Origin of the sequence: Mesorhizobium sp. C268A (assembly GCF_040324475.1) — a bacterium.
Classification (GTDB): domain Bacteria; phylum Pseudomonadota; class Alphaproteobacteria; order Rhizobiales; family Rhizobiaceae; genus Mesorhizobium.
Genome location: NZ_JAMYVX010000001.1, coordinates 4643407 through 4669633 on the forward strand (window position 1 = coordinate 4643407; position 26227 = coordinate 4669633).

General features: G+C 61.2%; 33 protein-coding genes and 1 tRNA gene. 17 read left to right on the plus strand and 17 right to left on the minus strand.

Going from position 1 to position 26227, the window contains the following annotated elements; all coding sequences use genetic code 11:
- Positions 1–13: 13 nt before the first annotated feature.
- Both NKL06_RS22650 and NKL06_RS22655 read left to right on the plus strand, forming a co-directional pair.
- Positions 14–214 carry a hypothetical protein gene (locus NKL06_RS22650; protein ID WP_245266144.1) on the plus strand — a complete coding sequence of 67 codons (201 nt, stop codon included), beginning with the start codon at positions 14–16 and terminating at the stop codon, positions 212–214.
- Positions 215–517: 303 nt separating this feature from the next.
- Positions 518–946, plus strand: coding sequence for a helix-turn-helix domain-containing protein (locus NKL06_RS22655; protein WP_023691789.1), 429 nt, complete (start codon positions 518–520; stop codon positions 944–946).
- Positions 947–1010: 64 nt separating this feature from the next.
- Here NKL06_RS22655 and NKL06_RS22660 read toward each other — a convergent pair whose 3' ends face one another.
- Genes NKL06_RS22660 through NKL06_RS22690 form a run of 7 tightly spaced genes read right to left on the minus strand, consistent with a single transcriptional unit; the run spans position 1011 to position 5647 of the window.
- Positions 1011–1643 (minus strand): DUF6456 domain-containing protein, encoded by a 633-nt coding sequence (locus NKL06_RS22660; protein ID WP_245267085.1) that lies wholly within the window; start codon positions 1641–1643, stop codon positions 1011–1013.
- Complete coding sequence (locus NKL06_RS22665; RefSeq protein WP_023691787.1) at positions 1610–1894, minus strand: hypothetical protein; 285 nt, start codon at positions 1892–1894, stop codon at positions 1610–1612. Before NKL06_RS22665 ends, NKL06_RS22660 begins: the two co-directional genes overlap by 34 nt.
- On the minus strand, positions 1894–2487 hold the full coding sequence (locus NKL06_RS22670) for a hypothetical protein (RefSeq protein WP_023691786.1): 594 nt from the start codon (positions 2485–2487) through the stop codon (positions 1894–1896). The genes NKL06_RS22665 and NKL06_RS22670 overlap by 1 nt, the downstream gene beginning before the upstream one ends.
- Positions 2484–3413: a primase/helicase family protein gene (locus NKL06_RS22675; protein ID WP_023691785.1), complete on the minus strand. Its 930-nt coding sequence runs from the start codon at positions 3411–3413 to the stop codon at positions 2484–2486. The genes NKL06_RS22670 and NKL06_RS22675 overlap by 4 nt, the downstream gene beginning before the upstream one ends.
- Positions 3410–4996: a DEAD/DEAH box helicase gene (locus tag NKL06_RS22680; protein ID WP_084567694.1), complete on the minus strand. Its 1587-nt coding sequence runs from the start codon at positions 4994–4996 to the stop codon at positions 3410–3412. Before NKL06_RS22680 ends, NKL06_RS22675 begins: the two co-directional genes overlap by 4 nt.
- Positions 4993–5346 (minus strand): hypothetical protein, encoded by a 354-nt coding sequence (locus tag NKL06_RS22685; protein ID WP_023691783.1) that lies wholly within the window; start codon positions 5344–5346, stop codon positions 4993–4995. The genes NKL06_RS22680 and NKL06_RS22685 overlap by 4 nt, the downstream gene beginning before the upstream one ends.
- The gene (locus tag NKL06_RS22690) at positions 5339–5647 is read right to left on the minus strand and encodes a hypothetical protein (protein WP_210164280.1); all 309 of its coding nucleotides are present in this window, start codon (positions 5645–5647) and stop codon (positions 5339–5341) included. Before NKL06_RS22690 ends, NKL06_RS22685 begins: the two co-directional genes overlap by 8 nt.
- A 69-nt stretch (positions 5648–5716) precedes the next feature.
- Here NKL06_RS22690 and NKL06_RS22695 point away from each other — a divergent pair, with 69 nt between their 5' ends.
- Positions 5717–6022: a hypothetical protein gene (locus NKL06_RS22695; RefSeq protein ID WP_210164279.1), complete on the plus strand. Its 306-nt coding sequence runs from the start codon at positions 5717–5719 to the stop codon at positions 6020–6022.
- Positions 6023–6216: 194 nt separating this feature from the next.
- Here the strand turns inward: NKL06_RS22695 and NKL06_RS22700 are convergent, their stop codons facing one another.
- Positions 6217–6531, minus strand: a complete 315-nt coding sequence (locus NKL06_RS22700; RefSeq protein ID WP_050587020.1) for a hypothetical protein — start codon at positions 6529–6531, stop codon at positions 6217–6219.
- A gap of 168 nt (positions 6532–6699) precedes the next feature.
- Here NKL06_RS22700 and NKL06_RS22705 point away from each other — a divergent pair, with 168 nt between their 5' ends.
- The 3 genes from NKL06_RS22705 to NKL06_RS22715 all read left to right on the plus strand — a co-directional run bounded on the left by NKL06_RS22705 (position 6700) and on the right by NKL06_RS22715 (position 8058).
- Positions 6700–7317, plus strand: a complete 618-nt coding sequence (locus NKL06_RS22705; protein WP_196814875.1) for a S24 family peptidase — start codon at positions 6700–6702, stop codon at positions 7315–7317.
- Positions 7318–7387: 70 nt separating this feature from the next.
- Positions 7388–7738, plus strand: a complete 351-nt coding sequence (locus tag NKL06_RS22710; protein WP_156939133.1) for a hypothetical protein — start codon at positions 7388–7390, stop codon at positions 7736–7738.
- A complete protein-coding gene (locus NKL06_RS22715) occupies positions 7738–8058 on the plus strand; it encodes a hypothetical protein (RefSeq protein ID WP_023691778.1) in 321 nt (106 codons plus the stop codon). Before NKL06_RS22710 ends, NKL06_RS22715 begins: the two co-directional genes overlap by 1 nt.
- An 8-nt stretch (positions 8059–8066) precedes the next feature.
- Here NKL06_RS22715 and NKL06_RS22720 read toward each other — a convergent pair whose 3' ends face one another.
- Complete coding sequence (locus NKL06_RS22720) at positions 8067–8777, minus strand: Arc family DNA-binding protein (RefSeq protein WP_245267084.1); 711 nt, start codon at positions 8775–8777, stop codon at positions 8067–8069.
- A gap of 43 nt (positions 8778–8820) precedes the next feature.
- Between NKL06_RS22720 and NKL06_RS22725 the strand changes: the two genes are divergently transcribed.
- The 6 genes from NKL06_RS22725 to NKL06_RS22750 all read left to right on the plus strand — a co-directional run bounded on the left by NKL06_RS22725 (position 8821) and on the right by NKL06_RS22750 (position 11782).
- Positions 8821–8994 carry an Arc family DNA-binding protein gene (locus tag NKL06_RS22725; protein ID WP_198027039.1) on the plus strand — a complete coding sequence of 58 codons (174 nt, stop codon included), beginning with the start codon at positions 8821–8823 and terminating at the stop codon, positions 8992–8994.
- A 67-nt stretch (positions 8995–9061) separates the two neighbouring features.
- Entirely contained in the window at positions 9062–9481 is a 420-nt protein-coding gene (locus NKL06_RS22730; RefSeq protein ID WP_156939132.1) for a hypothetical protein, read from the plus strand.
- Positions 9478–9837, plus strand: a complete 360-nt coding sequence (locus NKL06_RS22735) for a hypothetical protein (protein WP_023691775.1) — start codon at positions 9478–9480, stop codon at positions 9835–9837. Before NKL06_RS22730 ends, NKL06_RS22735 begins: the two co-directional genes overlap by 4 nt.
- Positions 9834–10088, plus strand: a complete 255-nt coding sequence (locus NKL06_RS22740; RefSeq protein WP_023691774.1) for a hypothetical protein — start codon at positions 9834–9836, stop codon at positions 10086–10088. Before NKL06_RS22735 ends, NKL06_RS22740 begins: the two co-directional genes overlap by 4 nt.
- Positions 10089–10269: 181 nt before the next feature.
- Positions 10270–11442 carry a tyrosine-type recombinase/integrase gene (locus tag NKL06_RS22745; RefSeq protein ID WP_156939131.1) on the plus strand — a complete coding sequence of 391 codons (1173 nt, stop codon included), beginning with the start codon at positions 10270–10272 and terminating at the stop codon, positions 11440–11442.
- Between the two features lie 76 nt (positions 11443–11518).
- On the plus strand, positions 11519–11782 hold the full coding sequence (locus NKL06_RS22750) for a hypothetical protein (RefSeq protein WP_156939130.1): 264 nt from the start codon (positions 11519–11521) through the stop codon (positions 11780–11782).
- Positions 11783–11843: 61 nt separating this feature from the next.
- On the opposite strand, the gene NKL06_RS22755 is transcribed toward NKL06_RS22750, so the two are convergent.
- Together NKL06_RS22755 and cpdR are read right to left on the minus strand one after the other, a co-directional pair.
- Positions 11844–11918, minus strand: a tRNA-Val gene (locus NKL06_RS22755).
- 116 nt (positions 11919–12034) lie between these two features.
- Complete coding sequence (gene cpdR / locus NKL06_RS22760; protein WP_023671195.1) at positions 12035–12397, minus strand: cell cycle two-component system response regulator CpdR; 363 nt, start codon at positions 12395–12397, stop codon at positions 12035–12037.
- A gap of 164 nt (positions 12398–12561) precedes the next feature.
- Between cpdR and NKL06_RS22765 the strand changes: the two genes are divergently transcribed.
- Positions 12562–13503, plus strand: coding sequence for an N-formylglutamate amidohydrolase (locus NKL06_RS22765; protein ID WP_023691772.1), 942 nt, complete (start codon positions 12562–12564; stop codon positions 13501–13503).
- Positions 13504–13840: 337 nt separating this feature from the next.
- Positions 13841–14614: a histidinol-phosphatase gene (hisN, locus tag NKL06_RS22770; RefSeq protein WP_023691771.1), complete on the plus strand. Its 774-nt coding sequence runs from the start codon at positions 13841–13843 to the stop codon at positions 14612–14614.
- Between the two features lie 12 nt (positions 14615–14626).
- Here hisN and NKL06_RS22775 read toward each other — a convergent pair whose 3' ends face one another.
- The 4 genes from NKL06_RS22775 to NKL06_RS22790 form a co-directional block, all read right to left on the minus strand.
- Entirely contained in the window at positions 14627–15457 is an 831-nt protein-coding gene (locus NKL06_RS22775) for a helix-turn-helix transcriptional regulator (protein ID WP_023691770.1), read from the minus strand.
- Between the two features lie 126 nt (positions 15458–15583).
- On the minus strand, positions 15584–15823 hold the full coding sequence (locus NKL06_RS22780) for a DUF1127 domain-containing protein (RefSeq protein ID WP_023686421.1): 240 nt from the start codon (positions 15821–15823) through the stop codon (positions 15584–15586).
- A gap of 3 nt (positions 15824–15826) precedes the next feature.
- Positions 15827–15997, minus strand: coding sequence for a hypothetical protein (locus NKL06_RS22785; protein WP_023683236.1), 171 nt, complete (start codon positions 15995–15997; stop codon positions 15827–15829).
- 161 nt (positions 15998–16158) lie between these two features.
- Positions 16159–17118: an alpha/beta fold hydrolase gene (locus NKL06_RS22790; RefSeq protein ID WP_023691769.1), complete on the minus strand. Its 960-nt coding sequence runs from the start codon at positions 17116–17118 to the stop codon at positions 16159–16161.
- Between the two features lie 458 nt (positions 17119–17576).
- Between NKL06_RS22790 and NKL06_RS22795 the strand changes: the two genes are divergently transcribed.
- Positions 17577–18044: an Hsp20 family protein gene (locus NKL06_RS22795; RefSeq protein ID WP_023671202.1), complete on the plus strand. Its 468-nt coding sequence runs from the start codon at positions 17577–17579 to the stop codon at positions 18042–18044.
- Between the two features lie 156 nt (positions 18045–18200).
- Positions 18201–18965 carry a sulfite exporter TauE/SafE family protein gene (locus tag NKL06_RS22800; protein WP_023691768.1) on the plus strand — a complete coding sequence of 255 codons (765 nt, stop codon included), beginning with the start codon at positions 18201–18203 and terminating at the stop codon, positions 18963–18965.
- Here the strand turns inward: NKL06_RS22800 and NKL06_RS22805 are convergent.
- A complete protein-coding gene (locus NKL06_RS22805; RefSeq protein WP_023691767.1) occupies positions 18962–19858 on the minus strand; it encodes an MBL fold metallo-hydrolase in 897 nt (298 codons plus the stop codon). The genes NKL06_RS22800 and NKL06_RS22805 overlap by 4 nt on opposite strands.
- Positions 19859–19876: 18 nt before the next feature.
- The gene (locus tag NKL06_RS22810; RefSeq protein ID WP_023691766.1) at positions 19877–20926 is read right to left on the minus strand and encodes a threonine aldolase family protein; all 1050 of its coding nucleotides are present in this window, start codon (positions 20924–20926) and stop codon (positions 19877–19879) included.
- 508 nt (positions 20927–21434) lie between these two features.
- Between NKL06_RS22810 and gltB the strand changes: the two genes are divergently transcribed.
- Complete coding sequence (gene gltB, locus NKL06_RS22815; RefSeq protein WP_023691765.1) at positions 21435–26186, plus strand: glutamate synthase large subunit; 4752 nt, start codon at positions 21435–21437, stop codon at positions 26184–26186.
- Positions 26187–26227 lie beyond the last annotated feature (41 nt).

The window sequence follows — 26227 nt, forward strand, 5'->3', positions numbered from 1 at the left end:
GGGAGTGGCGACCGTGGACGAGAGTACAAATGGTGTTCGTGTCGAAAGGATCGACGGCCAATGGGCGGTGCAGATCTTTGAGAACGGCGAAACCACCCAGCATCTTTTCGAGAACGAAGAATTTGCCAGGAATTTTGCGGCCGGTCAGCTGATAAGGCTTAACTCCCCGCCTATCCAGCCAAAGCGCAGGCAGGAGCTACCCAGCGATTCGTAGGTGCGCCGCACCTCTAAAAGCGCAGCCGCCCGGTTGGACCTGAGGCGGCTTGAAAATTCGTACTGTGTATGCAGATTGTTGTTGCGTACTGAGTACGAATATGCGATAACAAATCACCGGCAGATACCAGCCGGGAACTGAAAGGAGGTGGAGAGCAAATGAGACTTCGGCGGTGGACGCTGAGGATAAAGGTCGGGCCGGTAACCTTGACCCTTTACTTCAGCTAGAGGCCACAGGGTGTCGGGGAAACCCGGCACCCACCGAAGGGGAAAGCTCTCCACCTCCTGTGATCGGAGATATAGCATGACACCTGAAGAATTCAAAGCCTGGCGGTCTGATCTCGGCTTCAGCCAGCAGCAAGCGGCCGATGCCCTCGGCATATCGCGCGGGTCCGTCGAAAACTATGAGCGCGGCGAACGCCGTGAAGACAACCGCCCGGTTGAAATACCTCGATCCATCGGACTCGCTTGCCAAGCGTTGGCGCTCCGGCAAGGCGAATGGCACCCGCATCGCGTGGCAGATAAGCCCATCTATTTCCACGTCATGGTGGAGCAGTATGGCGCACCTGATGGCGAGGAAAAGGCCGTCAACATGATCGTCAAAAACGTCGTCGACGAGCATGGCGCGCTAACCCAGGCGCTGTTGCGTGTCTCGCCGCGGCCTTTCGATGGAATGACACCGCTGGTGCCTAGCGAAAGGCAGCTGAAAGAAACCAACAAAAAACCCGCCTAATTTGGCGGGTTCCCGGCGCAACTCGTCACCGTGCTCGAATATCTACCATACGTGACGGCACGTTTCAACTGTTGTGACGGGTTGCGGACTGCGACCCGTAGTGAAAAACGAGACGTTCCAGACCCATGCGCAAAAGCTGGGCGGGAATGTCTCGGACCACGTTCTCCCGCTGCGCGACTTCCTTGATGGACATCCCGAGACCGCATACCGCATCGATTACAGCCAGGATCTCGGGATAGACCAGCGCCTGCCGCGCCCGCGCCATCACCGCGTGATTGTCGATCAGCTTGGCCGGGACACTCGCACCGGATCGGCCGCCGTCGACGCGCTCGCCCATGCCCATGGTCTTCAGGCCCTCGCGCGTGGCCAGTTCGAAGTCAGCGCGATAGCGAGTACCGGCCTCCCGCTGCTTGTATGTCAGGCTCGAAATGCCCTTGAGGGGATCGACATTGCGAACTCGGGCTATGCCACCCGTGCTGATATAGCCGCCATTGCTGACATCGTAGACGCGCCTTGCGTCGGCGGTGCCGGCAATGAGCCGGTCGCGACCGTGATCGTCCTTCTGGACAGCGAAGTCATGGCCGAGGTCTCGTCGAATCTTCGCCTGTTCCGCCTCGCCTTTCCGCATCTTCGGAACGGTCAGCTTGCTGTTCCTGCTTTTCGTCATACTGGTTGTTGCTCCAGGTTGCGCTGCCATAGCCTGTCCATCAGTTGATCGTACCGTTCCGGTCCGAGGTGCTTGAATTCGCATTCGTGAAAAGCCTGGGCCAGCATGTCATGCAGATCATCGCGGATCGTGTCCCACAGGATCGGGCTCACACCCTTCCAAGCCATCTGCTCTTGCCGCAGCTTGAATGCCCGGCGGATGTAATCGGCCAGCGCCTGATCACAGTCGAAGATTCCGCGATGGTACGCGTCATCAAGCTCAGCCTGGGAGAGCGTTTGCATCACGACGCCTTCCGCTTGCCGAAGGGCAGAACGTTCGAACCAGGACTCTTCTTACCGGCCCCTTCTTTCCTTGGGGTACTATCTGAGGGGTACTTGTCTGCAATGGTTGCAGTGACAGGACTGCAAATTTTGCAGTGACAACCGGGGTTATGTCCCTGCAATGGCTGCAGTGACACATCGCTTGTTTGCGACGTTTTCTTTTTCAGCCGAGACTTGGCTTTTTGTTGCCTCAAGCGCTCTCGATGGAAAGCCGTCATGGCCGCGACGTGCTCGATTGCTTCATCCCGCCAGGGATTGATCAGCTTGAACGCGTCAACGGTGCCGGCGCCGCTGGCAGCGATCATATACGGCCTTTTGGCTTCATTCTTACCAGCGAGACGCGTTCGGCTTGTCCAATATTGCCGTTCGCTCAGTCCGGTTTTTGCGCAACCCAGCGTGATGGAAAGCCATGCTTTACCCGAAGGCCATTCCATGACCGACGTATATGCGGCCAACAGTTTTAAGTCGGCAGCAGTCATCACCGGGTCCGCGTTGGCTGTCTCGATGAGGTCAAGTTTGAAAGAAGCTTTCGAGGTGTCGAGTTCCTTTTTCATGAAGTGCCTTTCTTGCGCGCTGCGCTCGCCATGACGGCTGTCAGGGCTCGCTGCACGGCAAAGATGCTTGATCGTTGGTGAAGGTCGTTGAAGTCCGTCCCGATATCGGGCGGCATGCCAAAGGGCAGCGACGTTTTGCGGGCGTAGTATTCGCTGGCGCCGAGGCCATCGAACTGCTTCAGCGGCTTGTCATTCTCAGCCGCGATGAAAACCCGCCCGCCGCTGTGGCCAGCTACAGTGACGATATTGGCCGCCGAGAAGCAGCAGAGGACGGTCGGTTTGATTTTCATCCCCTGCAGAGCAGCGCGGACGGAGAGGCCCGTTGCATAGCCTTCACAGAGCCAGGTATCGACGCCGGTGCTGATCCGGTGGGCAGCGCCCCATGTGGCCCCGCCGAAAAGAAACTTCTTGGTGCCGTCTTCCCAGATCAATTGTGCAGACGCCACTTGGCCGCCGATGCGGGCCGGTATGACCACCGCGGAAGAACAGCCGGCACCGGGCACGAGGTAATCGCCGCCGATCCGACGCACATCTTCCACCCGGATCACCATGGCCTTTTCGTCACGAAACCCTTTCGCGGCCAGGTAGGGGTGCGCGGCGATCTTGGCCGTGGCGATCATGTCCGACGCTAGTCGGGCAGCGCGTGCCGCGTCGGCCTGCTTCTTGCGCTTTGAAAACTCGATTTGCTTTGCGATTTTCTGCCGATCGCGTTTCTCGACCTCCCCACCCATCCCGACGGTTACAGTCTCGCCGGTTTGCCAGTTGAAGGCCGTGACGTGTGTTTCGTTGATGATGACGCGCCCGTCGCCCTTGCCGTTCTTCCCGGACAGCGTGTCGGTGTGAAGCCACTTGCCGTAGCTGCGTTCCTTTGGCGGAATGATGCCGACCGAAGAGCATGCGTCGTCGATCGCGTCTTCGATGCTCATGCGGCGCGCCTCGGCTTGTTGCGGAACCGTTTGATTTCGCGTTCGACAAGCTGCCACTCGTCAACCTTCACCTGGCTGTGTTCGCAGGCCGCATCGAACAGGCCATAGGGCAGCTTGCTGCCGGGGTAGATGCCGCGCCAAACGCCATAGGCCCACTTGCGAGACGATTCCTCCCCCTTGCGCCCATTGGACAGGCAATAGGCGAGCGCCGTGTTCCAGATCGACTTCGGATCTTCCAGGCATTTCGCGCGCAGACCTTTGCGCGGCGCGAAGGCATTCTTGATGCTGAAATCGACATCGATCAGCTCACCCTCGACGACTTGGATTTCACCATACTTCGGCCGCTGCCATCCGCATGAAAGGCAGCTGTCGTGGTGGGGCTCCATTTGAAGCCCGCATTCGCCGCAAAAGTATTTCTGTTTGACTTTCTCGTTGGGCTCCCGAGCTTCGCCGTCCTTCTTTTGCGCGCTCGACAGGCTGTCGACACCATGTTCGAACAGCCAGGCAGTGTCTTCAGCGAACGTGATGCAGTTGCCGGAGTGATCTAGCCACAGCCCGAAATCTTTGCCTTCGGAAATGCGCATCACGCGCCCGAGCTCTTGGATATGGGATGAAAAGGATTTCCTGTAGGGTCGGCAGGAGATGCCGCACATCACGTCAGGCACGTCGAAGCCTTTGGTCAGCACCGCGCAGGAAACGAGACCGTCGATCGCGCTGTCAGGCTTGCGGAATTCCTCGATTTTGTCGCGCCGCTCTTTGTCCGAGGCGTCCAGATAGCTGATCTGTTGAAAGTTAAACCCAGCCGCTGCGAACTGCCGGCAAAGCTCTTCACCGTGGGCAACGGACGGTGAGAAGACGAGGGTCTTCACCGGACCCCCGAAATGCTTTTGTGTCTGTTGAACCCATGTATGGATCACGTCGCCGATGATTGTTATCCCGCGCTGGCCGGCGTCGGTTTCATCGTACTCCCCGGTAAACGCCTTCTTCGCGCCCTTCATGTCGGGCGTGACGCACGCCTTGATCTTGAGCGGCGTCAGCCAACCGTCGGCGAGGAGTTGATTTGTCGTCGCGCCGTTGACGAGAGCGTCCCAGTGGTCGGCCATACCGTCGGTGAACGGCGTCGCGGTCAGGCCGACAACGATGGAGTCTTTCGCGCGCTCGACCAGTTCGAGATTTGATTGGTATTCGCAATGAGCCTCATCGACGATGATGAGCTTCGGCAGCTCGCTATCCAGATATTTGCGCCGCCCTATCGTTTGCGCCGATGCCACCTGCACGGGCTTCGTCGGATCGGTCAGCCAGTGATCGGCCTGGATAATGCCGTGGTCGATGCCGTATTTTGCGAAACGCTCGCTGGTCTGGTCGATCAGCGTGACGCGATCCACGATGAACCAGGCTCGAGAATTTTTGGCTTGGTTCTTGGTGACAAGATCGATTGCGGTCTCTGTTTTTCCGAACGCCGTCGGCGCCACCAGAATGATCCTACGCGCGCCTTCGCGGATACGCTGCCGCAAAAGCTCTTCTGTCCTGACTTGGTGAGGACGAAGCGATATCTGTTGATGGGCAGGCGGGAGAGCGCTCATGCCGATGCTCCCGGCGCTTCGTCAATCATCCGGCCGCATGTCGTCAGGAACCACGACCAATCCATTTCCGAGACCCCGGCCGGCTTGGTCAGGGACAGATAGCCGGCGAACTGTTCAGCCCATTCGCGAGGCGTGCCACCTTCAAACTCAACGATCGCGGCACGCTCTTCGAATTCGATGTTCTCGTCCGAGCGCAGATATTCGGCGACGGCCAGACTGTTCTTGGTGATGTACGTTTTCGCGGATGCAGGCAGCTTCTTCGGGTTCACGATCCGCAGGGAGTTGCCGTCCAGCACAATGTTTGCGCCAAACGACCGCACCCTGTTGAAGAGATCGGCCACGTCAGCCAAGGGAAATGACCTCATCGTCCGAAGATTGCGGATCAAGGGGAATGACCACGTCGCCGGACCAGCCGAGATCAGTGGCGCGCTTCTGCCACCCCTTTGCCCGCTTCATCCATCCGGCCTTGTCTTCGCTCTCCTGGATCAGCCGGGCGTTGAGGGTGCGAATTTCTTCGTCCTTGCCAGCGATCACAGCTTCGAAGCCGCCTTGCTGATACTGCACCCACATGTCGGCGAACTTTGCGTTTTCAGCCTTGAGCGCCGCGTTGTCCGCTTCCAGACCGCGCACCAGGTCTTCCAGTTCAGACACGCGGTCTACAGTCTCGACATTCGAGCGGTCGGCTTTGGCCTTGGCGACGGCGTCATCGCGAGCGGTAACATGCTGCTTGACCGCGTCGGGGAGCGCGGCGCGGGATTTGTCGCGCTGGCGGTCGTGTTCGGCTCTCGCCTTTTCCTTCGCGGCGCGTTTCTCCGCTATGACATCGGTGGCGGCCTTTGCAGGCTCGGCGCCCTTATCGACGCGTGCGACTATGTCGGCCTTCACAGCCGGCAAATCGCCCTTGATCGCAGCGGCGTCACGAGCACTGATCTGTCCAACGCGTTGGACATCTTCACCGGTGGCCTCTGCGATCGCGGCTATGACGCGTCCCTGATCGAGAAGCTGATAGGATCGGCTGCGGCTTAGACTGAATTCGGCCCTGACGTAAGCTTCCCAGCTTGCGTATTTCAGGGCTTTCCATGCCTCTCGCTCTTGAGCCTCCAGGAGCAGCGCCCAAGCACTATCGACTGCTTTGCGGATGCGCCCCTTAAGCGCCACCGCTTCTCGCTCCGTCAATGGCCGGTCAGCTGCGACGGCGGCCTTCGCGTTCTTGCGGGTCATCATGCTGGTTCTCTCACCGCGAGCAGGCGGCGCAGTTCAGCGTAAGCTTCTGCCAGCGACGGTCCGGACGCCGTGGCGCCCGATGCAATGTCGCGGATGATCACCGTACCGTCGGCCGTCGTAATGTGCGTGTAAGCCGCGGACATGAAGTCGCGGACCTTCTTGGCCGTCTCCGGCCAGCAACGTCGGCCCTCACGCAAGCGCGTAACGAACTTGGGATCGTTCAGAGCGATCAGCCCTATATTCGAATCCCTCACTTTCACTTTCGACTGGAAAGCAGCGATTTCCGAAATCAGTTCCGTCCTGGTGTCCATATTTAGCCTCAAGGGGAAATTTCCCATTAACCAATAGGCTAGAACCTTAGTGACGGTCAAGGGGCAATAGGCTACAACCCCGCATACTTTTGAATTCAAGGGGAAAAAACCGTGGATAACGAGTGGGAAGCAAGATTTCGGGAACGGATGGCCGTCCAAGGCCACACAATGAAGTCGCTCTCCTTGGCTGCCGGTCTCAATGAATCGTTCGTTCGCGACATGCTCCAGAGAAAACGTCGGCCGAGTCTCGACAAGTTCTCGCGCCTCGTCGCGATCCTTGGAACGACAGTCGCCGACATCATGGGGGAGGACAGCGCGGGTTCTGACGGTGGCGCTCGCCAGGTGCCCCTTATGGGCTATATAGGCGCCGGCGCTGAGGTAGAGCCGGACTTTGAACAGGTTCCAGACGAAGGGCTAGACCAGATTCCTGTTCCCTTTGCTTTGCCTGGCGACATGATCGCGTTTGAGGTGCGCGGGAATTCAATGCTGCCGCAGTTTCGAGACGGAGCTGTTCTAATCGTATTTCGCGAGCAGCGGAGATCGCTGGAAAGCTTCTATGGCGAGGAAGCTGCCGTTCGAACGAGTGACGGCCGCCGGTTCATCAAGACGATTTTCCGCGGCAACCAGAAAGACCGCGTCAACCTCATGTCATGGAACGCGCAACCGATAGAGAACGTCCACTTGGCATGGGTAGGAGAAATCTTCACCGTGTTCCCGCCAAAGTCGCTGCACCGCGTAGCCAAGCAGGGTGGCATCCAAGGCAATTTGCGTCTCAAGAGCGCATAAGGGGAAATAGCCTATTGACTTAAGGGGAAATTACCCCCTAATCTGGCTTCGTCAACTGATGGAGCTCATAATGAACGCCCTTCTTCCCGAAACATGGACTGTGCTTGGCGTCACCGCCGCGATCATCACTCACAAGGCTGCAGTCATGGCTGACGAAGCCATGTTCGACGCGGATGGCAACTGCTTGGATGCTGTCGCAGTGCTCGACACAGAGGCGGCCGAGGCGGAGGCCTTCAAGTCGATGGTCGACGCGCCTTGCTCCTCGCCCGCCGATGTCGCGGCCAAGGTCGAGTACATGCTCAACGGCGCGATCGGGAACCGGTCGAGCCTGATTGACTACCTCGCTGAATACAGCGACGGCGACGGTGATCTTACCCGCCGCCTTTTACGGTCGTTCGCACCTTCGGCCGGTGCGTTGTGATGGACGCTGATCTAATTGCTCTTGGCGTTAAATTCCGCGCAGCTTGGGCAACCGAGCGCGCGGCCTTCGTGGCGTCCGGCGAAGACTTCGACAAAGACCCAGCCATCCAGGCGGCGCACGATGCCTGCAAAGAGCAGGCGGAGATCATTGGCCAGATCGTGCCGGCGACGCTGGAAGGGGTCAAGGTTCACGCAATGGTGTGGGGCTGGATGTATTTATCGCTGAAGCCCGGCGGGTATGAAGGGGCCGACAGCGACTATCCCGGCGAGCGCGCCGCCCACACGGTGATGTCGTTTCTGTTGAAGGACTGCGCCGCGTGAGCGCAGTCTCAATCATCGTCGCGATCCGCCCATGGCTCGTATTTCTCGTCAGGATCGCCCCAATTTTCGGAGTAGAAATCGCGAAGTCGGCCGACAATGAGCTTTACGGCCTCTTCGGGCTCAGCAAACCGCACATCGGCCAATCGCAGTATCTTGAAGGCGTGTTCGGCGCGGCCTTCCTTGAAACGATCGAGGGCCGAGCGCACCGCGTCGCGACTGAATTTGTCAAGCAACCCACGGCCCAATTCGCGCTGCAGATCCGAGGTTTCCACGCCGGTTGCGCTGACCCTTCGCCATCTGTGAAGTCGGTCCATAAAGCCGTCGAGCCGTTCGGCGCCGGGAGGAAGAGTTTTCGGGGAGTATTGGTCGAACTCAATTCCCGAAGTCAGCCGGTCGGACAGCTTGTCGAGCGCGTCAAGAAGCTGGCTTCTGTATGGGAAACTGTTGGCGGTTTGCGCGCTTGCAATCGCATGATGCACCTTGTCGATCACATCGAAGATATCAGGCTCCGGCGGGAACAACTGTTCAAGAGCCTGCACGATCTCAGCATTCATCGACCGCTTGTTCGCTTCCGCCGATTTCTTTATCCGGTGGCGCATCCCGTCAGGCAGTCGGAGGACGTACTTGTCTTGCGGCTGGATCGGTTCTTGCACAGGTTTTTTCGACATGAGGCTATTAGCCATCAGATAGCGCTTGACGCAAGGCTGGCTTTTAGCCATGGTTAATTTTGTGGCTATTAGCCATAGCTAAGGAGGTGTGAGCGTGCAGCAGGAAGAGAAATTTGTGATCCGCCTACCCTATGGAATGCGAGATCAAATCCGCACCAACGCAGAGGCCAATCGACGGACGATGAACGCAGAAATTCTTCACTACATCGACCGGGCTTTTATGCCCGAAACGAAAACGGCAACCAGCGAGCCGGCAAGCTCAAACTGATCGCCGTTCCGAAATGAAACCGCCCGGCAAGGCGGCTCCCCGATCACCCAAGCTCAGGAAAGCGAAGATGACTAAGACAGCAAATAGCACGGTAGACGTGAAAGTTCAAACCCGTGGCGCGTCGGCCAAGGTGCCGCACGAGGCCGACACCCTGTCTTTCATGCATCGCAAGATGCCGGCCGGCAGCGGAATATCCTACTGGAACGTCGAGTCCAGCGGCCATTTCGGCAAGGACTGCGACAAGGGCCACGAATTGGCCCGCGAATATCTCGACTTCATCGGCCGCCATCCAACCAATGGAGCCGCTACGCTTCTCGGCTGCATCGTCAACGACATGGTGCGCCTCCGGCAGGAATTGCGCATGCCGTCCCGCAATCACCTGACCGGCGTCGAACTCGGTTTCTTGGGCGAGGTCAACCGCTACGCAATGGCCACGATGGTCGCCGTGGTCAAGACGAAGGGCAACCTGGAAGGCGGTGCGGTATGACCCGCCCCGCTCATCCCCTTGGCTTCAAGACCGAGAAGCTGACGCTGGCGCAGCTGATCGCGCTCGATGACGCATTGCAGACCGCCTCAAATGTCCTGTCCGGCCTGCAGGAGCAACCACGCTTTGGGAACGTGGCGGGCGAAATCCTGGATGATTTCAGGACAAACATCGGTTTTGAGCAAGAGACGATCCGTGACATCGCTTCAAAGCTGCCGGTGGTCAGCACGAACGATCGGGACATTAAGTTTGCGCTCTTGGCTCGCATGTGGGTCGACCAAAGCGAAAGCCCCTCGACCACGATACGGGAACTAGCGAGGATTATGGCTGACGTCGAGTGGAAAGGCGGTGCCAAATGAAGGTCCCGACTGACAATCTGGACGATCTGCAGAGCGACATTGCGCACCTGTCGGAAGTCATGGACATCATCGTCGAGACTTTGCTCGACACCCCCCGGTTCGATGGGCCGAATAAGTTGCTTGATCGCTCCATCGCCCTATCGTGGATCGCGCGTGACATGGCTGACATGCTGAGAACCGAGGCTGACCTTTGCCACCAGCGCGTCCTTCAAGAAGCGCGTGCTCGCAAGCGAGGAGGATCGTTGCAGTGAATGTCGCGACCGAAGGCGACGACGCGCCGCTTACCTTAAAGGAGGCATGTCAGGTCTTCTTCCGCGGCCGGATCACACCGGCCACGTTGCGGGCTGAGTCCAGGCGTGGCAGGCTATCGATCATGAGGGTAGGGCGGGCTGACTTCGTGACCCCCCAGGCGATGAGGGAGATGATGACGAAATGCCAAGACCAGCCAAAGGCGCCCGGCTCTACCTCGACCCGAAACGAAAAGAATGGGTCATCCGAGATGTCGGCATGGTCTTCGAGCGCACAGGCTGCAGCGAAGCAGATCGCCCAGGAGCTGAAAAACGGCTCGGCGAGTACATCGCGGAAAAATTCAAACCAGTCTCCCGCGAAAGTGATCTCGCTCGCCTCTCGGTCGCCGAAGTCCTGACCGCCTACGGGCGCGAGTATGCGCCGCACAAGAAATCAGCCGAGCGCAGCGGCTACGCCATCGCGGCCTTACTGCCGTTTTGGGGATCGAGGACACTGGCCGACGTGCGCGGCGAGACGTGTCGAGCCTATGCCAAAGCGCGAGGCGCGACCGTCCAGGCTGGCACGATCAGGAGAGAGCTCGCTGCACTGTCGAAGGCAATCAACCATTGGCACAAGGAACACGGCCCGCTGGCGTCAGTGCCGGAAGTGACCATGCCAGACATCTCACCGCCGCGCGACCGGTGGCTAACGCGCACCGAGGCTGCGATGCATCTGGCCGGCGCACTCGGTTTCTACCGCGAAATGTGGTGTGACGTTTCGACCAGGCGCGAACACTTCCGCTGGCGCCGGAATCGCTTTGCCATCAATCGCCATCTCGCCCGCTTCATTTTGCTCGGGCTCTACACAGGATCCCGGCGCGCGGCGATCTGCAATGTCCAATGGATGCCGAACACGGCCGGCGGCTGGATTGACGCGCAGCGCGGCGTGATGCATCGCCGGGGCGAGGGCGTGGCAGAGACCAACAAGCGTCAGCCGCCGGTGCGGCTCGGACGGCGCATCAGTGCTCATCTAGGACGGTGGAAAAGGATAGACGACGCGGCAAGGGACGCTGCCTCACAGGAGGCTGGCGAGCCGGTTTCGACCTATCTGCATGTCATCAGTTACATGGGCCGGGGCGTCGCGTCAGTGCGCACGGCTTGGGAAATGGCGATCGACAACGCCTGGCTTGATCCCGCCGTCACCGGTCAGCCTCCGATCACACCGCACGTTCTGCGCCATACGCGCGCAACTTGGATGATGTTCGCCGGCATCGATATCTGGGAAGCTGCCGGAGCGCTCGGCATGTCGGCCAAAACTCTGGACAAGGTCTACGGCCACCACCACGTCGACTTCCAGAAGAACGCGGCCGAGGTTTGAGATAAGGTCGTCGCTTCTCATAGCTATGACGGCATTCACGTTGTCGCTCGCCCGGCCCGCAGCCGCCGATCAAAGCATGCTCGACAAGGTATGCGTGCAGATGGGCAAGCTGGCTGAAGCTGTGATGAGAAGTCGGCAGAGCGGGGCGGCAATCCAAGAATTGCTTGATTCGCAGGAGAGGCATTTCTCGCCAGATGTCGTGCGAGATTTACGCCAGATGACGCTCCAAGCTTATAGCGTTCCGAGATATGCGGACGCCCAGGGTCAAGACGTGGCGATCACCAATTTTCGCGACGCCAACCAACTTGAGTGTCTAGGCGCTCAACAGGCCGTGAAATGAGGAGTTTCTGTGCCGTTTCTGTGCCAAACGAAGCCGGGTCGCAGCTAAGTTATTGAAAGGATGGTGGGCGTGACAGGGATTGAACCTGTGACCCCTGCAATGTCAATGCAGTGCTCTCCCGCTGAGCTACACGCCCATCCGAAGCCGCGCATACACCATTTTTGGTCCAGCGCGTCAATAGCAGGACGGGGAAAGAAAGGCTCGTTTTGTCGCGCCGCCGAAGAACCGGCGAGATCACACAGTGCGCGCGCTTCAGGCGGCCTGCAGCATTTTTTCGACCTCGTTGACGAGATCGCGCAGGTGGAAGGGCTTGGACAGCACCTTGGCGTCTTTCGGCGCCTTGGAATCGGGGTTGAGCGCGACGGCCGCGAAACCGGTGATGAACATCACCTTGAGGTCGGGATCGATCTCGGTGGCGCGGCGGGCGAGTTCGATGCCGTCCATCTCCGGCATGACGATATCGGTCAGCAGCAGGGAGAAAGGTTCTTCGCGCAGCCGCTCGTAGGCGCTGGCGCCATTGTCGAAATCGCTGACGTGATAGCCGGCCCGCTCCAGTGCCTTGACCAGGAACCGGCGCATGTCGTCGTCGTCTTCCGCCAGCAGAATGCGTGCCATCTTGTCCCGTCCGAATCACCCCAGCCGAGCCTGCCGTCCGGCAAGCCCGTTAACCATCCTGTATATGAGGAGCTGACGGTAAACATCAAGTGAACGTTGGCTGCATTAATCCTGATTTGACGGGGTTCCTGACATGCCGAAATGCTGGACATGCGGCCGATGAGGTGGCAGTTTCCCATCATGATGCATTGCTGTTTCCGGGTTCGTTCAAATTGACGACGGCAGCCGAAGATTTTTCGGTCGTTCCACCCTTCGAAATCCGATCGGGCGCCGAGCAGCGCGTTCCCTTCGTCTTCAACTCACCGCATAGCGGCCGCTATTATCCAGACCGCTTCCTGGCCATGGCGCGGCTCGACCGGAACGCCATCCGCCGCTCCGAGGACTGCTATGTCGACGAGCTGTTCGGCGGCGCGGTGGCGCTGGGCGCGCCGATACTGGCGGCGAATTTTCCGCGCGCCTACCTCGACGTCAACCGCGAGCCCTGGGAACTCGACCCGCGCATGTTCGCCGAGCCGGTGCCGTCCTTCTGCAACATCCGCTCGGCGCGCGTTGCCGGCGGGCTCGGCACCGTGCCCAAGCTGGTGGGTGAGGGGCTCGACATCTATTCCGGCCGTCTGCCGCTGGCGGAGGCCGTCCAGCGCATAGAGGCGGTCTACAAACCCTATCACGAGACGCTGAAGCGGCTTTTGACCAGAACCCATGCCAGGTTCGGCTATGCCGTGCTGATCGACTGCCATTCGATGCCGGCGAGCATCAGGGTGGGCGACAGCGGCCTGCGGCCGGATTTCATCGTCGGCGACCGTTTCGGCATCTCGGCCACGGCGGCCCTGACCGAAACGGCGATCGGCCTGCTCATCGGCATGGGCTACACCGTCGCCCACAACAAACCCTATGCAGGCGGTTTCATCACCGAGCATTACGGCCGGCCGGCGCGCCACCTGCATGCGCTGCAGATCGAGGTCAATCGCGGCCTCTACATGAATGAGCGGACGTTCCAGAAATCGGCCGGCTTCGATGCGCTGGCCGACGATATGGCGCGCTTTTCGGCCGACCTGATGGCGATGCCCGACCACCACTTCGTCAACCTGCCACTGGCCGCCGAATGACGCCGGAGCGGCGGCTGTTCATGCAATCCCGCGCTGGCCATCCCGCAGCGTAAAAAAAGACCGCATCGTTTGCACGACACGGTCGAAGTCTAGGGAGGAAACGCCCAAGGAGGGCATGGACAGGAAAACCTGTCCGAGAACAAATTTATTGTGCGATGCACAAATGTCAATCGATCCCACGCTTTTTTAATTCACTCTGATGTGAAAATGCGTTTCGATGGTCCCGATGTGTGACATTTCGGCAACGCTGATGTCTCTGATAAATCGATAAACCGGCTTGTTTTGGCGGGAAAGTGCCGGCAGACCGGGTTGGAACTCTGTAATGCGGGAGAATCACGTGGACATCAGCATCGATTTCATGCGCCGGATCGCGCAAGCGGCGGCGGCTGAAACCTTGCCGCGTTTCCGCGCACAGGGCGCCGTGGCCAACAAGGAAAAAGGCAGTTTCGACCCGGTCACCGAGGCCGACCGCGAGGCCGAGCGCGCCATTCGGGCGCTGATCTCGGCTGAGTATCCCGATCACGGTATCCTTGGCGAAGAACATGGCAGCGAAAACATCTCCTCAAGGCATGTCTGGGTGATCGATCCGATCGATGGTACCCGCGCCTTCATCTCAGGCCTGCCGGTGTGGGGAACGCTGGTCGGGTTGACGGTCGACGGTGACGCCGTCGCCGGCATGATGGCGCAGCCGTTCACCGGCGAGCTGTTCTACGCCAACGCTTCCGGCTCCCACTACGAAGGCCCCGGTGGGCTGCGGAAGCTGTCGACCCGCAAGAGGACGAAGCTTGACGAGGCGACCTTGTTCACCACCACGCCGGCGCTTTTCAAGGGCGAGGCGCGCACCCGCTACGACGCGTTCGAGAAACAGATCCAGCTCGCCCGCTACGGAGCCGATTGCTACGCCTTTGCCATGATCGCATCCGGCAGCGTCGACATCGTCGCCGATCCCGGATTGAAACCCTACGACATCGTGGCGCTGATCCCGATCATCGAAAAGGCCGGCGGCGTCGTCACCACATTCGAGGGCGGTCCGGCGGAAAAGGGCGGCGACATCCTGGCCGCCGCAACGCCGGAGCTTCACGCGGCTGCAATGGCAGCCTTGCGCGGCTGATAGTCGACCCGATCAGCGCGGCTTGATCGAGCGCTGGAATTCCGCCGGCGTTCGCCCGTAGACCTGCCTGAACGCTGAGCTGAAATGACTGTGGCTGGAGAAGCCGAGGTCCAGGCCGAGCGTGGTCAGATTGTCGTAGCAGCCAAGCAGGTCGAGCGCGCGCGCCAGCCGCAGGCGCAGATGGTAGCGATAGAGCGGCATCGCCTCGACCTGCTGGAAAACCTGCGTGAGATAAACCGGTGATACCCCGACTTCAGTGGCGATCTCGGCCAGCGTCCAGCGCCGCGAAAGATCCGAGGACAGGACGAGCTTGGCGCGATCGACCAGCTTCTGCCGGCCAGCGCTGGCGCCGGCGGCATGCGAGGTGCCCTCGCCGAGGGAGCGCCGCACCAGCGTCAGCGCCAGGGTTTCGGCCTCCAGCGTTTCGGCAATGTTGCGGCTCAGGCTGTGGCGCAGCACCGCCACCAGCGCCTGAGCCCGCGGGTCGATGCGGCGGCGCTGACGACGAAACGCCACGGCGCTGCCCGAGCGCAACTGCTCCTTCGGCGTCAGCTCCTGCAGTTGCGCCTCCTCGACAACGAGATCGAGGCAGGAATCGCCACCCTCGACGGGATGGCTGATCCGGTAGCCTTCGGCGTTGTTGAAGAACAACAACTGGTTGGCTTCGGCGACCGCATCGTTGCGGCCGACATGGCGCACGAAGACGCCGCGATAGGGAAACACAAGATGCGTGGCAGCGGTGCACTCTTCTTCGCTCTTGTGCCGGCATTCGCCGCTGCAGAGGACATCCCTCACCATGACGGTGCCGGTGTCCAGAAGTGTCTGTACCGTGAACTGCGACATGGTGAGCTGAGACATGGCCGTGGCATTCTACCCTTGCACCGAAAGCTGCTCCGGCACATTAGGCGATTGGCCTGTCCAAACCTGTCAGGAGACTTCACCTGTCGGGCCCTTTGTAACGGCCATGGCTCAGTCCCACAAACGGCGCATGTATTCGCAGTGAGCGTCGCTGCGCGACAGACCGATGTCCTTGAGCTGTTCGTCGGTCATTTCGAGCAAGGCAAGGCGGCTTCGGCGCCTTTCCAGTTGACGGCCGATCCAGTTGGCCGCCGCGATGCCTTGTGTCCGCAAGGACCGCCGGAACGTCGCGGTTTGAGTTGTCGGCTGATGTGCGAGGCATTGCGCCGCCGCTGCATGATCGGGGCGCATCGCTCAGGCTTCCCCGTTGCCGGCCACTGATGCGCCGGCCACTGAGGCGCCGGCTTCGTTCAGCGCAATCGCGCATTCCTCGCAGCAGACCTCGACGGTCTTGCCGCCGACCTTGACGCGGATCGGGTTGGCGTCCAGCTGGCAATCGCAGGCAGCGCAGGTTTTCTCGGTCATGACGTCATCCCCTTGGCGTTCAGTATGCGGAGAGATGAGCATTCCGGGGCGGCACCGGCTGTCAGAATCTTTAGCTCTTTGGGTGCTGCCGGCGCTGCTCCTGACAGAAGGCTGTCAGCAGGCGCAAGCTCAAGGCGCCGCAACATGCAGCGCCGGCGGCATCAGGCTGTCGGGTCGTCGTTGCCGGGTATGAAGGCGTCGAAGGCGGCGAGCAACTGCTCGCGATAGACATCGGCCTCCTGCAGGATCTCGTGTTTCGAGCCATCGATCATCAGCAGCGAGCCGAGGCGCAGACGCCTGGCATAGGCTTCCACGGCCTTGGTCGAGACGACCTGATCGGCGCCGGCGGCGATCATCAGCAGCGGCACCTGGATCCTGGCCATGAAGTCGGGCTCACTGATGGCTTCGCCTGCCTTGATTGCCGCCTGCAGCCAGCGGATCGTCGGCCCGCCGAGCGCCAGTTGCGGATAGTGCTCGTAGATTTTCGTGTTGCGCTGATAGCGCCCGGGGTCCGATGTCACCTTGTTGAGGGCGAAGGGCAGGGTTTCCCTGGGACGCGGACCCCAGGCGGCGTAGAGCCGGCCGAGGCCGAGAAAGCACAATATCGAGCAGACGCGGCGCGCCGTTTTTGCCGACACGGGCGAGTCAGGCACCGTCAGGAAAGGCGCAATCAGCACCATGCGACGCACCCGGTTGACCATCGACGGCGCCGCGAGCAGCGCGATCACGGCGCCCATCGAATGGGCGAGGATGTAATACGGGCCGCGGCAGTCGGGCAGCACGATGTCCTCGAAGAACTGTTCGAGGTCGCCGGTGTAATCGTAGAAGGAGCGGACATAGCCGCGTTGCGGGTCGGCGATCAGCCGGTCGGAATCGCCCTGGCCGCGCCAGTCGAGCGTGGCGACGCCGAGGCCGCGGTCGGTCAGGTTGCGGATGGTTTCGAAATATTTCTCGATGCACTCGTTGCGGCCGGGCAGCAGCACGACGGTGCCTTTCAGCGGCCGGGTGACCGCGGCAAACAGGCCGTAGCGGATCTTCTTGCCGTCGCGCGTGGTGAAAAAGCCGCCGGCGACATTTTGCGGCGGCGGATTGCCTGGCGTGGGATGGAAGAGATCCGTCATTAGGCGCTTGCGTCTTCGTGGTGTCTCACCCGGCAGGGCGTCGGCATGGTGATAGACGCCAATGGATGAAAAGCAAAGGGAGGACGCCAAGGGGGCGGACTAACAACAAGCAAGGCCGGAAGCAGCCTGCGGCGGCGTGCTTCCGGCCTCTGTCGATCCGGGAGGAAGGGACGTTACACCCGGTCGGCCTCGTCGCGGCGCTTTCATCCGGCGCCGCCTGGTTCTTTATCCTGGGGGCACTCTAGCGCCGGCCGGCTGAACGGGCGCCGAAGCGGCGGTTCATCTGCCGTTCATCGACGCCTCGATTGGTGCTCTTCAAAAATCCTTGAAATGCACTTTTGCGCTCCCCAAATGTCGGATGCAGCCGCCGATGTCGGGGCTGCTGGTCCACCCGAAACGCCTTTCCAGGGTTTCGCACCGGCCACACGCAAACATGTTGCTCAACAGGAGAACACCTCATGCGTCACGTTGATTTTTCCCCGCTCTATCGCTCGACCGTCGGCTTCGACCGACTGTTCACCATGCTCGACTCGCTGGCCCAGCCTGATGGCGCGCAGACCTATCCGCCCTACAACATCGAGCGCACCGGCGAGGACGCCTATCGCATCTCGATGGCGGTTGCCGGCTTCTCGGACGAAGAGATTTCGATCGAAGCCCACCGCAACGTGCTGACCGTCAAGGGTGAGCGCAAGGAAGAAGGCAATGGCGAAGGCTCCGAGTTGCTCTACCGCGGCATTGCTTCGCGTTCGTTCGAGCGCCGCTTCCAGCTTGCCGACCATGTCGAGGTCGTCGGCGCCACGCTGAAGAACGGCCTGCTTTTCGTCGACCTTAAGCGCAACATCCCCGAGGAGCTGAAGCCGCGCAAGATCGCGATTACCGCCTCTTCGGCCAACGCCAAGCAGATCGAGGCCAAGAACGCCGCGTGATCAAGACGGCGGCGTCACAACGCCCAAGGTTAAAAGCGTCTCCTCCCGAGACGAAAGCGGCGCCGCGAGGCGCCGCTTTTTTCGCCGCAGCCTCTGTCACCCCAACCGAAGAGTTCTGGCTCTTTTGCGGCGGGCGCCGCCTTCCCATGAAGGGCAATGTCTGATCTCTCGGCTGATTTTTCCCTGGCCCTAACGGCAACCATTGCGGTGACCTTCCTGCTGGCCGGCATCGTCAAGGGCTTTACCGGTATGGGACTGCCGACGTTGGCGATGGGGCTGCTGGGCACAATCATGCCGCCGGTCGCCGCGGCTTCGCTGCTGATCGTGCCGTCCTTCGTCACCAACATCTGGCAGCTGTTTGCCGGCCCGAGCTTCGGCTGGATCCTCAGGCGGCTGTGGCTGATGATGGTCGGCATCGTCGCCGGCACGCTGGCCGGCTCATGGCTGCTGGCCAGCGACAATGTCAAATGGACGACGGCCGGCCTCGGGGCGGCGCTGATCGTCTATGCCGTCTATACGCTGCTGGCGCGGCAGTTGACGGTTCCCGCGTCAGCCGAGCGATGGTCGTCGCCCATCGTCGGTTTCCTTACCGGCCTCGTCACCGGCGGCACCGGCGTGTTCGTCGTGCCCGCTGTACCTTACATTCAGGCGCTGGGCTTGAGCCGTGACGATCTGATCCAGGCGCTCGGCCTGTCCTTCACCGTGTCGACGATCGCGCTCGCTGTCGGCCTTGCCTCCCACGGCGCGTTCCAGGTCGGGCATGTCGCCATGTCGTCGCTGGCGGTTGCGCCGGCCTTGCTCGGCATGTGGCTCGGACAGTTGCTCCGGCAGCGGATCAGCCCGGCGACCTTCCGGCGCTGGTTTCTTATTTTCCTGATCTTGCTTGGCCTCGAGCTTTTGGCGCGGCCTTTCCTTGCTTAGCGACCGGTGCCGGTTGCGAGAACGGCCTCGACGTTTTGCCGGTGGACGGGCTCGTACAGCGCGAAGTACTCGACCGCGCCCGTGGCGAACATGTCGGCGCCGAAGGTTTTCAGATCCTGCTTCGCAAGATCAGGCTCATGCCGGCAGCGAAGCAGTTTTTGAACGTAGGCTTGCGTGGCGGCGATGAGGCCTTTGTCGTAGCCGCCTCGCTCAATCGCTTCGAGCGAGCCGTGATTGGGCAAGATGCGGTCTATCGGCCACCCGCTCATGCGTTCGAGATCGACCAGATGTTGCGCCAGCCGATCCGCCTCGCTGACATAGGTGATTGGATCCTCGAGCGTGTCGCCCGCCAGCAGCAGGCCGTTCCCAGGCATGAACAGCACCGTGCCGTCATGGCTGTGGATTTCGACCTGACGCAGCTCGACGGCGATCGATCCAACGGTGAGGTCAAGACCGCCTTCGAAGGTCCTGTTCGGCAGCACGAGAGGCTTGATCGGTGGAACACTGCTTTCGATCTCCGCCCGGTTGTTCGCGAGCGCCGAGGCGGTGAGCGTGTTGGCGATAATCTCGCAATCCTGAAACACCTCATTGCCGGCAATATGATCGTCATGCCAGTGGCTGAGCACGACTCGGATCGATGTTGCGCCCATGTCTTCGAGCGTCTGCCTGATGAAGCGCGCGTGAGGCAGCGAAATATGCGTGTCGTAGACAAGCGCCTGCGAGCCATCGACGATCGCATAGGTGCAGATGCCGAGGGCATAGGCGCCGTCGTCCAGCCAGTTCGGCTCGTCCGACCAGGCGCGAACGCCGTCAACGCGGCCATCATAGAAGCCGAGCACGTTTGGCGCCGGGCGAACCAGCCGCATGGTTGAGCCGAGAGGTGGCTTTGTCATTGGCGCGGTCTCGCGGGTTCAGGCGATCATCTGCCCGAAGCGATCGACCTCATCTGAAGTCGTGGCAAAGCTCGTGACGAAGCGATAGAGCAACTCGTCGTCGCCGACATGGCCGTCGAAGCCGTGCGGCCTGTGCCAGTCGTAAAAGGCGGCGCCGAGGGATTGCAGCCTTTCGGCTTCCGCCTTTTTCATCACCGCGAACACCTCGTTGGCCTGCGGCAACCAGGCGAGCTTAGCCGTTGCCGAATCCTCGATCGCAGCCGCCAGGCGCGCGGCCATGGCATTGGCATGACGGGCCATGTCCAGCCACCGGCCGTCCGTGAAGTAGGCGTCGAACTGCGCTGCGATGAAGCGCGACTTGGAGAACAGCTGTGCGGCGCGCTTGCGCAGGAAGGACAGCTCCTTGGCGCGGTCTAGATCGAACAGCACCACCGCTTCGGCGCACCAGCAGCCGTTCTTGGTGCCGCCGAACGAGACGATATCGACGCCGCGCTTCCAGGTCATTTCGGCCGGCGTCGTCTCAAGCGCGACCAATGCGTTGGCAAAACGGGCGCCGTCCATATGCAGCGGCAGGTAAAAGCGTTTGGCGATCTCCGAAATGGTGGAAACGTCGTCGAGCCCGTACACTGTGCCGACTTCGGTCGATTGGGTGATCGAGACGGCCGTCGGGCGTCCCCAATGGACGATTTCGGGTGCGAAACGGGCGACGGCCCGTTCAAGATTGTGCGGGTCGATCTTGCCCAGGGCGCCGTCGACAGCATGGAGACGCGAGCCGCCGCTGAAATATTCCGGCGCGCCGCATTCGTCCTCGATGATGTGCGATTCGCGGTGCGCAAAGGAAATGCCGCCGGGCTTGTTGTAAGCGGCCAGGGACAGCGAGTTGGCCGCCGTGCCGGTAGCGACGAAGAACACCGCGACCTCGCGTTCGAAGATCTCGCTGAAACGCTGGTAGACGGCGCGGTCGAGATCGCCATCGCCATAGGCGGTCGAAAAGCCGCCGGCGTTGGCTGACAGCCCGGCGGCAATGTTGGAATGGACGCCCGCCCAGTTGTCGGATGCAAAGAACATCAGGAAAGTCCCTGTCTGGTTGAGAAAGTCTGGTTGCGACAAGAGCGCGACCATGGCCGTTTCGGGGTTTGACGCGCAAGGGCCAAGGGCTGAAAAAGCGGTAAAGCCAAAGGCGATCACGAAGGAGTGCCGGGACCGAAATTTCGTTTCGACAGCGCCCGACGTAATTTTCTGTCGCCAAACGTCCAAGAATTTGGTGAATCGGTCTTGTGTACGCCCAGGATTTCTGACATAAAAATTTAGGACAGTAGTGCTGTCTTATTTTGTCGCACAAGTCAGGCTGGATTGGCGTATCATTTGGGCCACTCCGGCCGTTGCCGCGAGCGACGGGTAGACGGCTCGGCTGTGGCCTGTACGATACCGGATACGAACCGGCGGTGCACCGCACGGTCCGCCAAGGATTTCGAAAAGACGTGCCGCAAGATGAGAGCGGAAGCCAGTCGCTTCCCAAGGTAGACCAGCGCCCCAAATGCTAGACGTGCAAGGGGCCGGAACGGAGGACAGGACGATGACGGAACTGACGCCATCTGCGATTATCGGCCAGGCCGCGCAGACGAAAGCGGCAGCCGTTAAAAATACCGTTCTGACCAAAGAAGGCCAGACCACCAACGGCCTGACCACCAATGGCATGGCCGCGCAGGGTCTCTACGATCCGCGCAACGAGCATGACGCGTGCGGCGTCGGCTTCATCGTCAACATGAAGAACGTGAAGTCGCACCAGATCGTCAAGGACGGGCTCTTCGTGCTCGAAAACCTGACGCATCGCGGCGCTGTCGGCGCCGATCCGCTGATGGGCGACGGCGCCGGCGTGCTGGTGCAGATTCCCGATCATTTCTTCCGCGAAGAGATGGCGGCCCAGGGCGTCGAACTGCCGGCGGCAGGCCAATACGGCGTCGGCCACTGGTTCATGCCGCAGGATGCGGCACTGCGCGCCCATATCGAAGAGATCATCGCCGAATCGGCGCAGTCAGAAGGGCTGCCGCTGCTCGGCTTTCGCGACGTGCCGGTCGACAATTCATCGCTGTCGAAGGCGCCCGATATTGCGGCCTCCGAACCGTTCCATCGCCAGGTCTTCATCGGCCGCACATCGGACATTCCAGATGACGAGGAATACGAGGCCAGGCTGTACCTGCTGCGCAAGGTGATTTCCGGCCGCATCTACGCCGAGAACAACAACAAGGATATCGGCGCCTACTGTGTGTCGCTATCGGCGCGTACCATCGTCTACAAGGGCATGTTCCTGGCCTACCAGGTCGGCGCCTATTACAAGGATTTGTCGGATCCGCGTTTCGAGACCGCGCTGATCCTCGTCCACCAGCGCTTCTCGACCAACACCTTCCCGTCATGGAAGCTCGCGCACCCCTACCGCATGGTCGCGCATAATGGCGAGATCAACACGGTGCGCGGCAACAACAACTGGATGGCGGCGCGCCAGGCCTCGGTCGATTCCGAACTGTTCGGCAACAACATCTCCAAGCTGTGGCCGATCTCCTATGACGGCCAGTCCGACACGGCGTGCTTCGACAATGCGCTCGAATTCCTGTTCCAGGGCGGCTACAGCCTCAGCCACGCCATGATGATGCTGATCCCGGAAGCCTGGGCCGGCAACAAGCTGATGGATGCCGATCGCAAGGCTTTCTACGAATACCATGCAGCGCTTATGGAGCCGTGGGACGGGCCGGCCGCGGTCGCCTTCACCGACGGCCGCCAGATCGGCGCCACGCTCGACCGCAACGGGCTGCGGCCGGCGCGCTACATCGTCACCGACGACGACCGCGTCATCATGGCGTCAGAGGCCGGCGTGCTGCCGGTGCCGGAGGAGAGGATCGTCAAGAAGTGGCGGCTGCAGCCCGGCCGCATGCTTTTGATCGACCTCGCCAAGGGCCGCATCATTTCCGACGAGGAGATCAAGTCGGAGATCGCCACCAGGCATCCCTACAAGACTTGGCTCAACAACACGCAGCTGATCCTCGAGGATCTGAAGCCGGTCGAGCCGCGCGCGCTGCGCAAGGATGTCAGCCTGCTCGATCGCCAGCAGGCTTTCGGCTACACGCAGGAAGACACCAAGCTGTTGATGTCGCCGATGGCGACCACCGGCCAGGAAGCCGTGGGTTCGATGGGCACCGACACGCCGATCTCGGCGATGTCGGACAAGTCGAAGCTGCTCTACACCTATTTCAAACAGAATTTCGCCCAGGTCACCAACCCGCCGATCGACCCGATCCGCGAGGAGCTGGTGATGAGCCTGGTGTCGTTCATCGGGCCGCGGCCGAACATCTTCGACCTGGTCGGCAATTCGCGCCGCAAGCGGCTCGAAGTGCGCCAGCCGATCCTGACCAATGGCGATCTGGAAAAGATCCGCTCGATCGGCCACACCGAGGACCGTTTCGACACCAAGACCATCGACGTCACCTACGGGTCGAGCGAGGGCGCTGCCGGCATGCAGGGCGCGGTCGAACGTCTGTGCGAGCGGGCGGAAGCCGCTGTCGCCGGCGGCTATAACATCATCATCCTGTCCGACCGCCAGGTCGGTCCCGACCGTATCGCCATTCCGGCACTGCTGGCGACGGCTGCCGTGCACCACCATCTGATCCGCAAGGGTCTGCGCACCGCGGTCGGCCTGGTCGTGGAATCCGGCGAGCCGCGCGAAGTGCATCATTTCTGCTGTCTCGCCGGCTACGGCGCCGAGGCGATCAACCCCTACCTTGCCTTCGATACGCTGCTCGACATGCACAAGCGTGGCGAACTGCCGGCTGAGGTTGACGCCTACGAGGTGGTCTCGCGCTACATCAAGTCGATCGGCAAGGGCATCCTCAAGGTGATGTCGAAGATGGGCATCTCCACCTATCAGTCCTATTGCGGCGCGCAGATATTCGACGCCATCGGGCTGAAGTCGGATTTCGTCGAGAAGTACTTCACCGGCACAGCGACGCTGATCGAAGGTGTCGGCCTGGACGAGGTCGCGGCCGAGACGCTCAGCCGCCACACCGACGGTTTCGGCAACGATCCGGTGCTGCGCAACAGCCTCGAGGTCGGCGGCGAGTACATGTACCGCATGCGCGGCGAAGCCCATATGTGGTCGCCCGACGCCGTCGCCACCTTGCAGCACGCCGTGCGTCAGGGCTCGTGGGAGACGTTCAAGGAGTATTCCGCGCAGATCAACAGCGAGACGGCCCGTGCCCAGACCATACGCGGCCTGTTCAGGATCAAGCTTGCGGAAGAGACCGGCCGCAAGAAGGTGGCGATAGAGGACGTGATGTCGGCGGCCGATATCGTCAAGCGCTTCTCGACCGGGGCGATGTCGTTCGGCTCGATCTCGCGCGAGGCACACACGACGCTGGCGCGCGCCATGAACCAGATCGGCGGCAAGTCGAACACCGGCGAGGGCGGCGAAGAGGCCGACCGCTATCTGCCGCTGCCCGGCGGCAGCAAGAACCCCGAACGTTCGGCGATCAAGCAGGTCGCCTCGGGGCGGTTTGGCGTCACCGCCGAGTATCTCGTCAATTCCGATGTCATGCAGATCAAGGTCGCGCAGGGCGCCAAGCCCGGTGAGGGCGGCCAGCTGCCCGGCCACAAGGTCGACGCCACCATCGCCAAGGTCCGGCACTCGACGCCTGGCGTCGGCCTGATCTCGCCGCCGCCGCATCACGACATCTATTCGATCGAGGATCTGGCGCAGCTGATCTACGATCTGAAGAACGTCAACCCGGCGGCCGATGTCTCGGTAAAGCTGGTGTCGGAAGTCGGTGTCGGCACGGTCGCGGCGGGCGTCGCCAAGGCGCGCGCCGACCACATCACCATCTCCGGCTATGATGGCGGCACCGGCGCGTCGCCGCTGACCTCGCTCAAGCATGCCGGCAGTCCATGGGAAATGGGCCTTGCCGAGACGCACCAGACGCTGGTGCTGAACGGGCTGCGCTCGCGCGTTGCACTGCAGGTCGATGGCGGCTTGCGCACGGGGCGCGACGTCATCATCGGTGCGCTGCTCGGCGCCGACGAGTTCGGCTTCTCGACCGCGCCGCTGATCGCGGCCGGCTGCATCATGATGCGCAAGTGCCACTTGAACACCTGCCCGGTCGGCGTCGCGACGCAGGACCCGGTTCTGCGCAAGCGTTTCAAGGGCACGCCCGAGCATGTCATCAACTTCTTCTTCTATGTTGCGGAAGAGGTGAGGGGGCTGCTGGCCGAGATGGGCTACACCCATATCGACCAGATCATCGGCGACAGCGACCTGCTGGAAAAGCGCGAGATGATCCAGCATTGGAAGGCGCGTGGGCTCGATTTCGGCAAGATGTTCTTCAAGCCGGACGCGCCGCATGTGGCGGTGCACTGGACCGAACGGCAGAAACACCCGATCGACGATGTACTCGATCGCAAGCTAATCGAACTGGCGAAGCCCGCGCTCGAAAGCAAGCAGCCGGTCAAGATCGAGGTCGACATCCGCAATGTCGATCGCTCCACGGGCGCCATGCTGTCGGGCGAAGTCGCCAAGCGCTTCAGGCACAAGGGCCTGCGCGAGGACACGATCCAGGTGAAGCTGACCGGCACCGCCGGCCAGTCGTTCGGCGCCTTCCTGGCGCGCGGCATCTCGTTCGATCTCGTCGGTGCGGCCAACGACTATGTCGGCAAGGGCCTGTCGGGCGGACGCATCGTCATCCGGCCGCCGGAGGAGTCCAGGATCGTCGCGGCGGAATCGATCATCGTCGGCAACACCGTCCTCTATGGCGCGACCGAGGGCGAGGCCTATTTCGCAGGTGTCGCCGGCGAGCGCTTCGCGGTGCGCAATTCGGGCGTCGCCGCCGTCGTTGAAGGCGTCGGCGATCATGGCTGCGAATACATGACCGGCGGCATCGTCGTCGTCATCGGCCAGACCGGTCGCAACTTCGCTGCCGGCATGTCGGGCGGCGTGGCCTATGTTCTGGATGAGGCCGGCGATTTCGCCGCGCGCTGCAACATGGCGATGGTCGAGCTGGAGCCGGTTCCGGAAGAAGACGATCTGATGGAAAGGCTGCTGCATCATGGCGGTGACCTCGACCACAAGGGTCGCGTCGACGTCTCGGGCGACATGACCACCCATGACGAGGAACGGCTTTACCAGCTTATCTCGAACCACGTCCATTTCACCGGTTCGGTACGCGGCCGCGAGATACTCGACGACTGGACGACCTTCCGGCCGAAATTCCGCAAGATCATGCCGGTCGAATACCGCCGCGCGCTGATCGAGATGGAACGCATGCGCATGGGCGTGGCGGCGGAATAGGTTTTTCGACTTGCCGGGAGGCGCAGGCTTCCCGGCGGAAC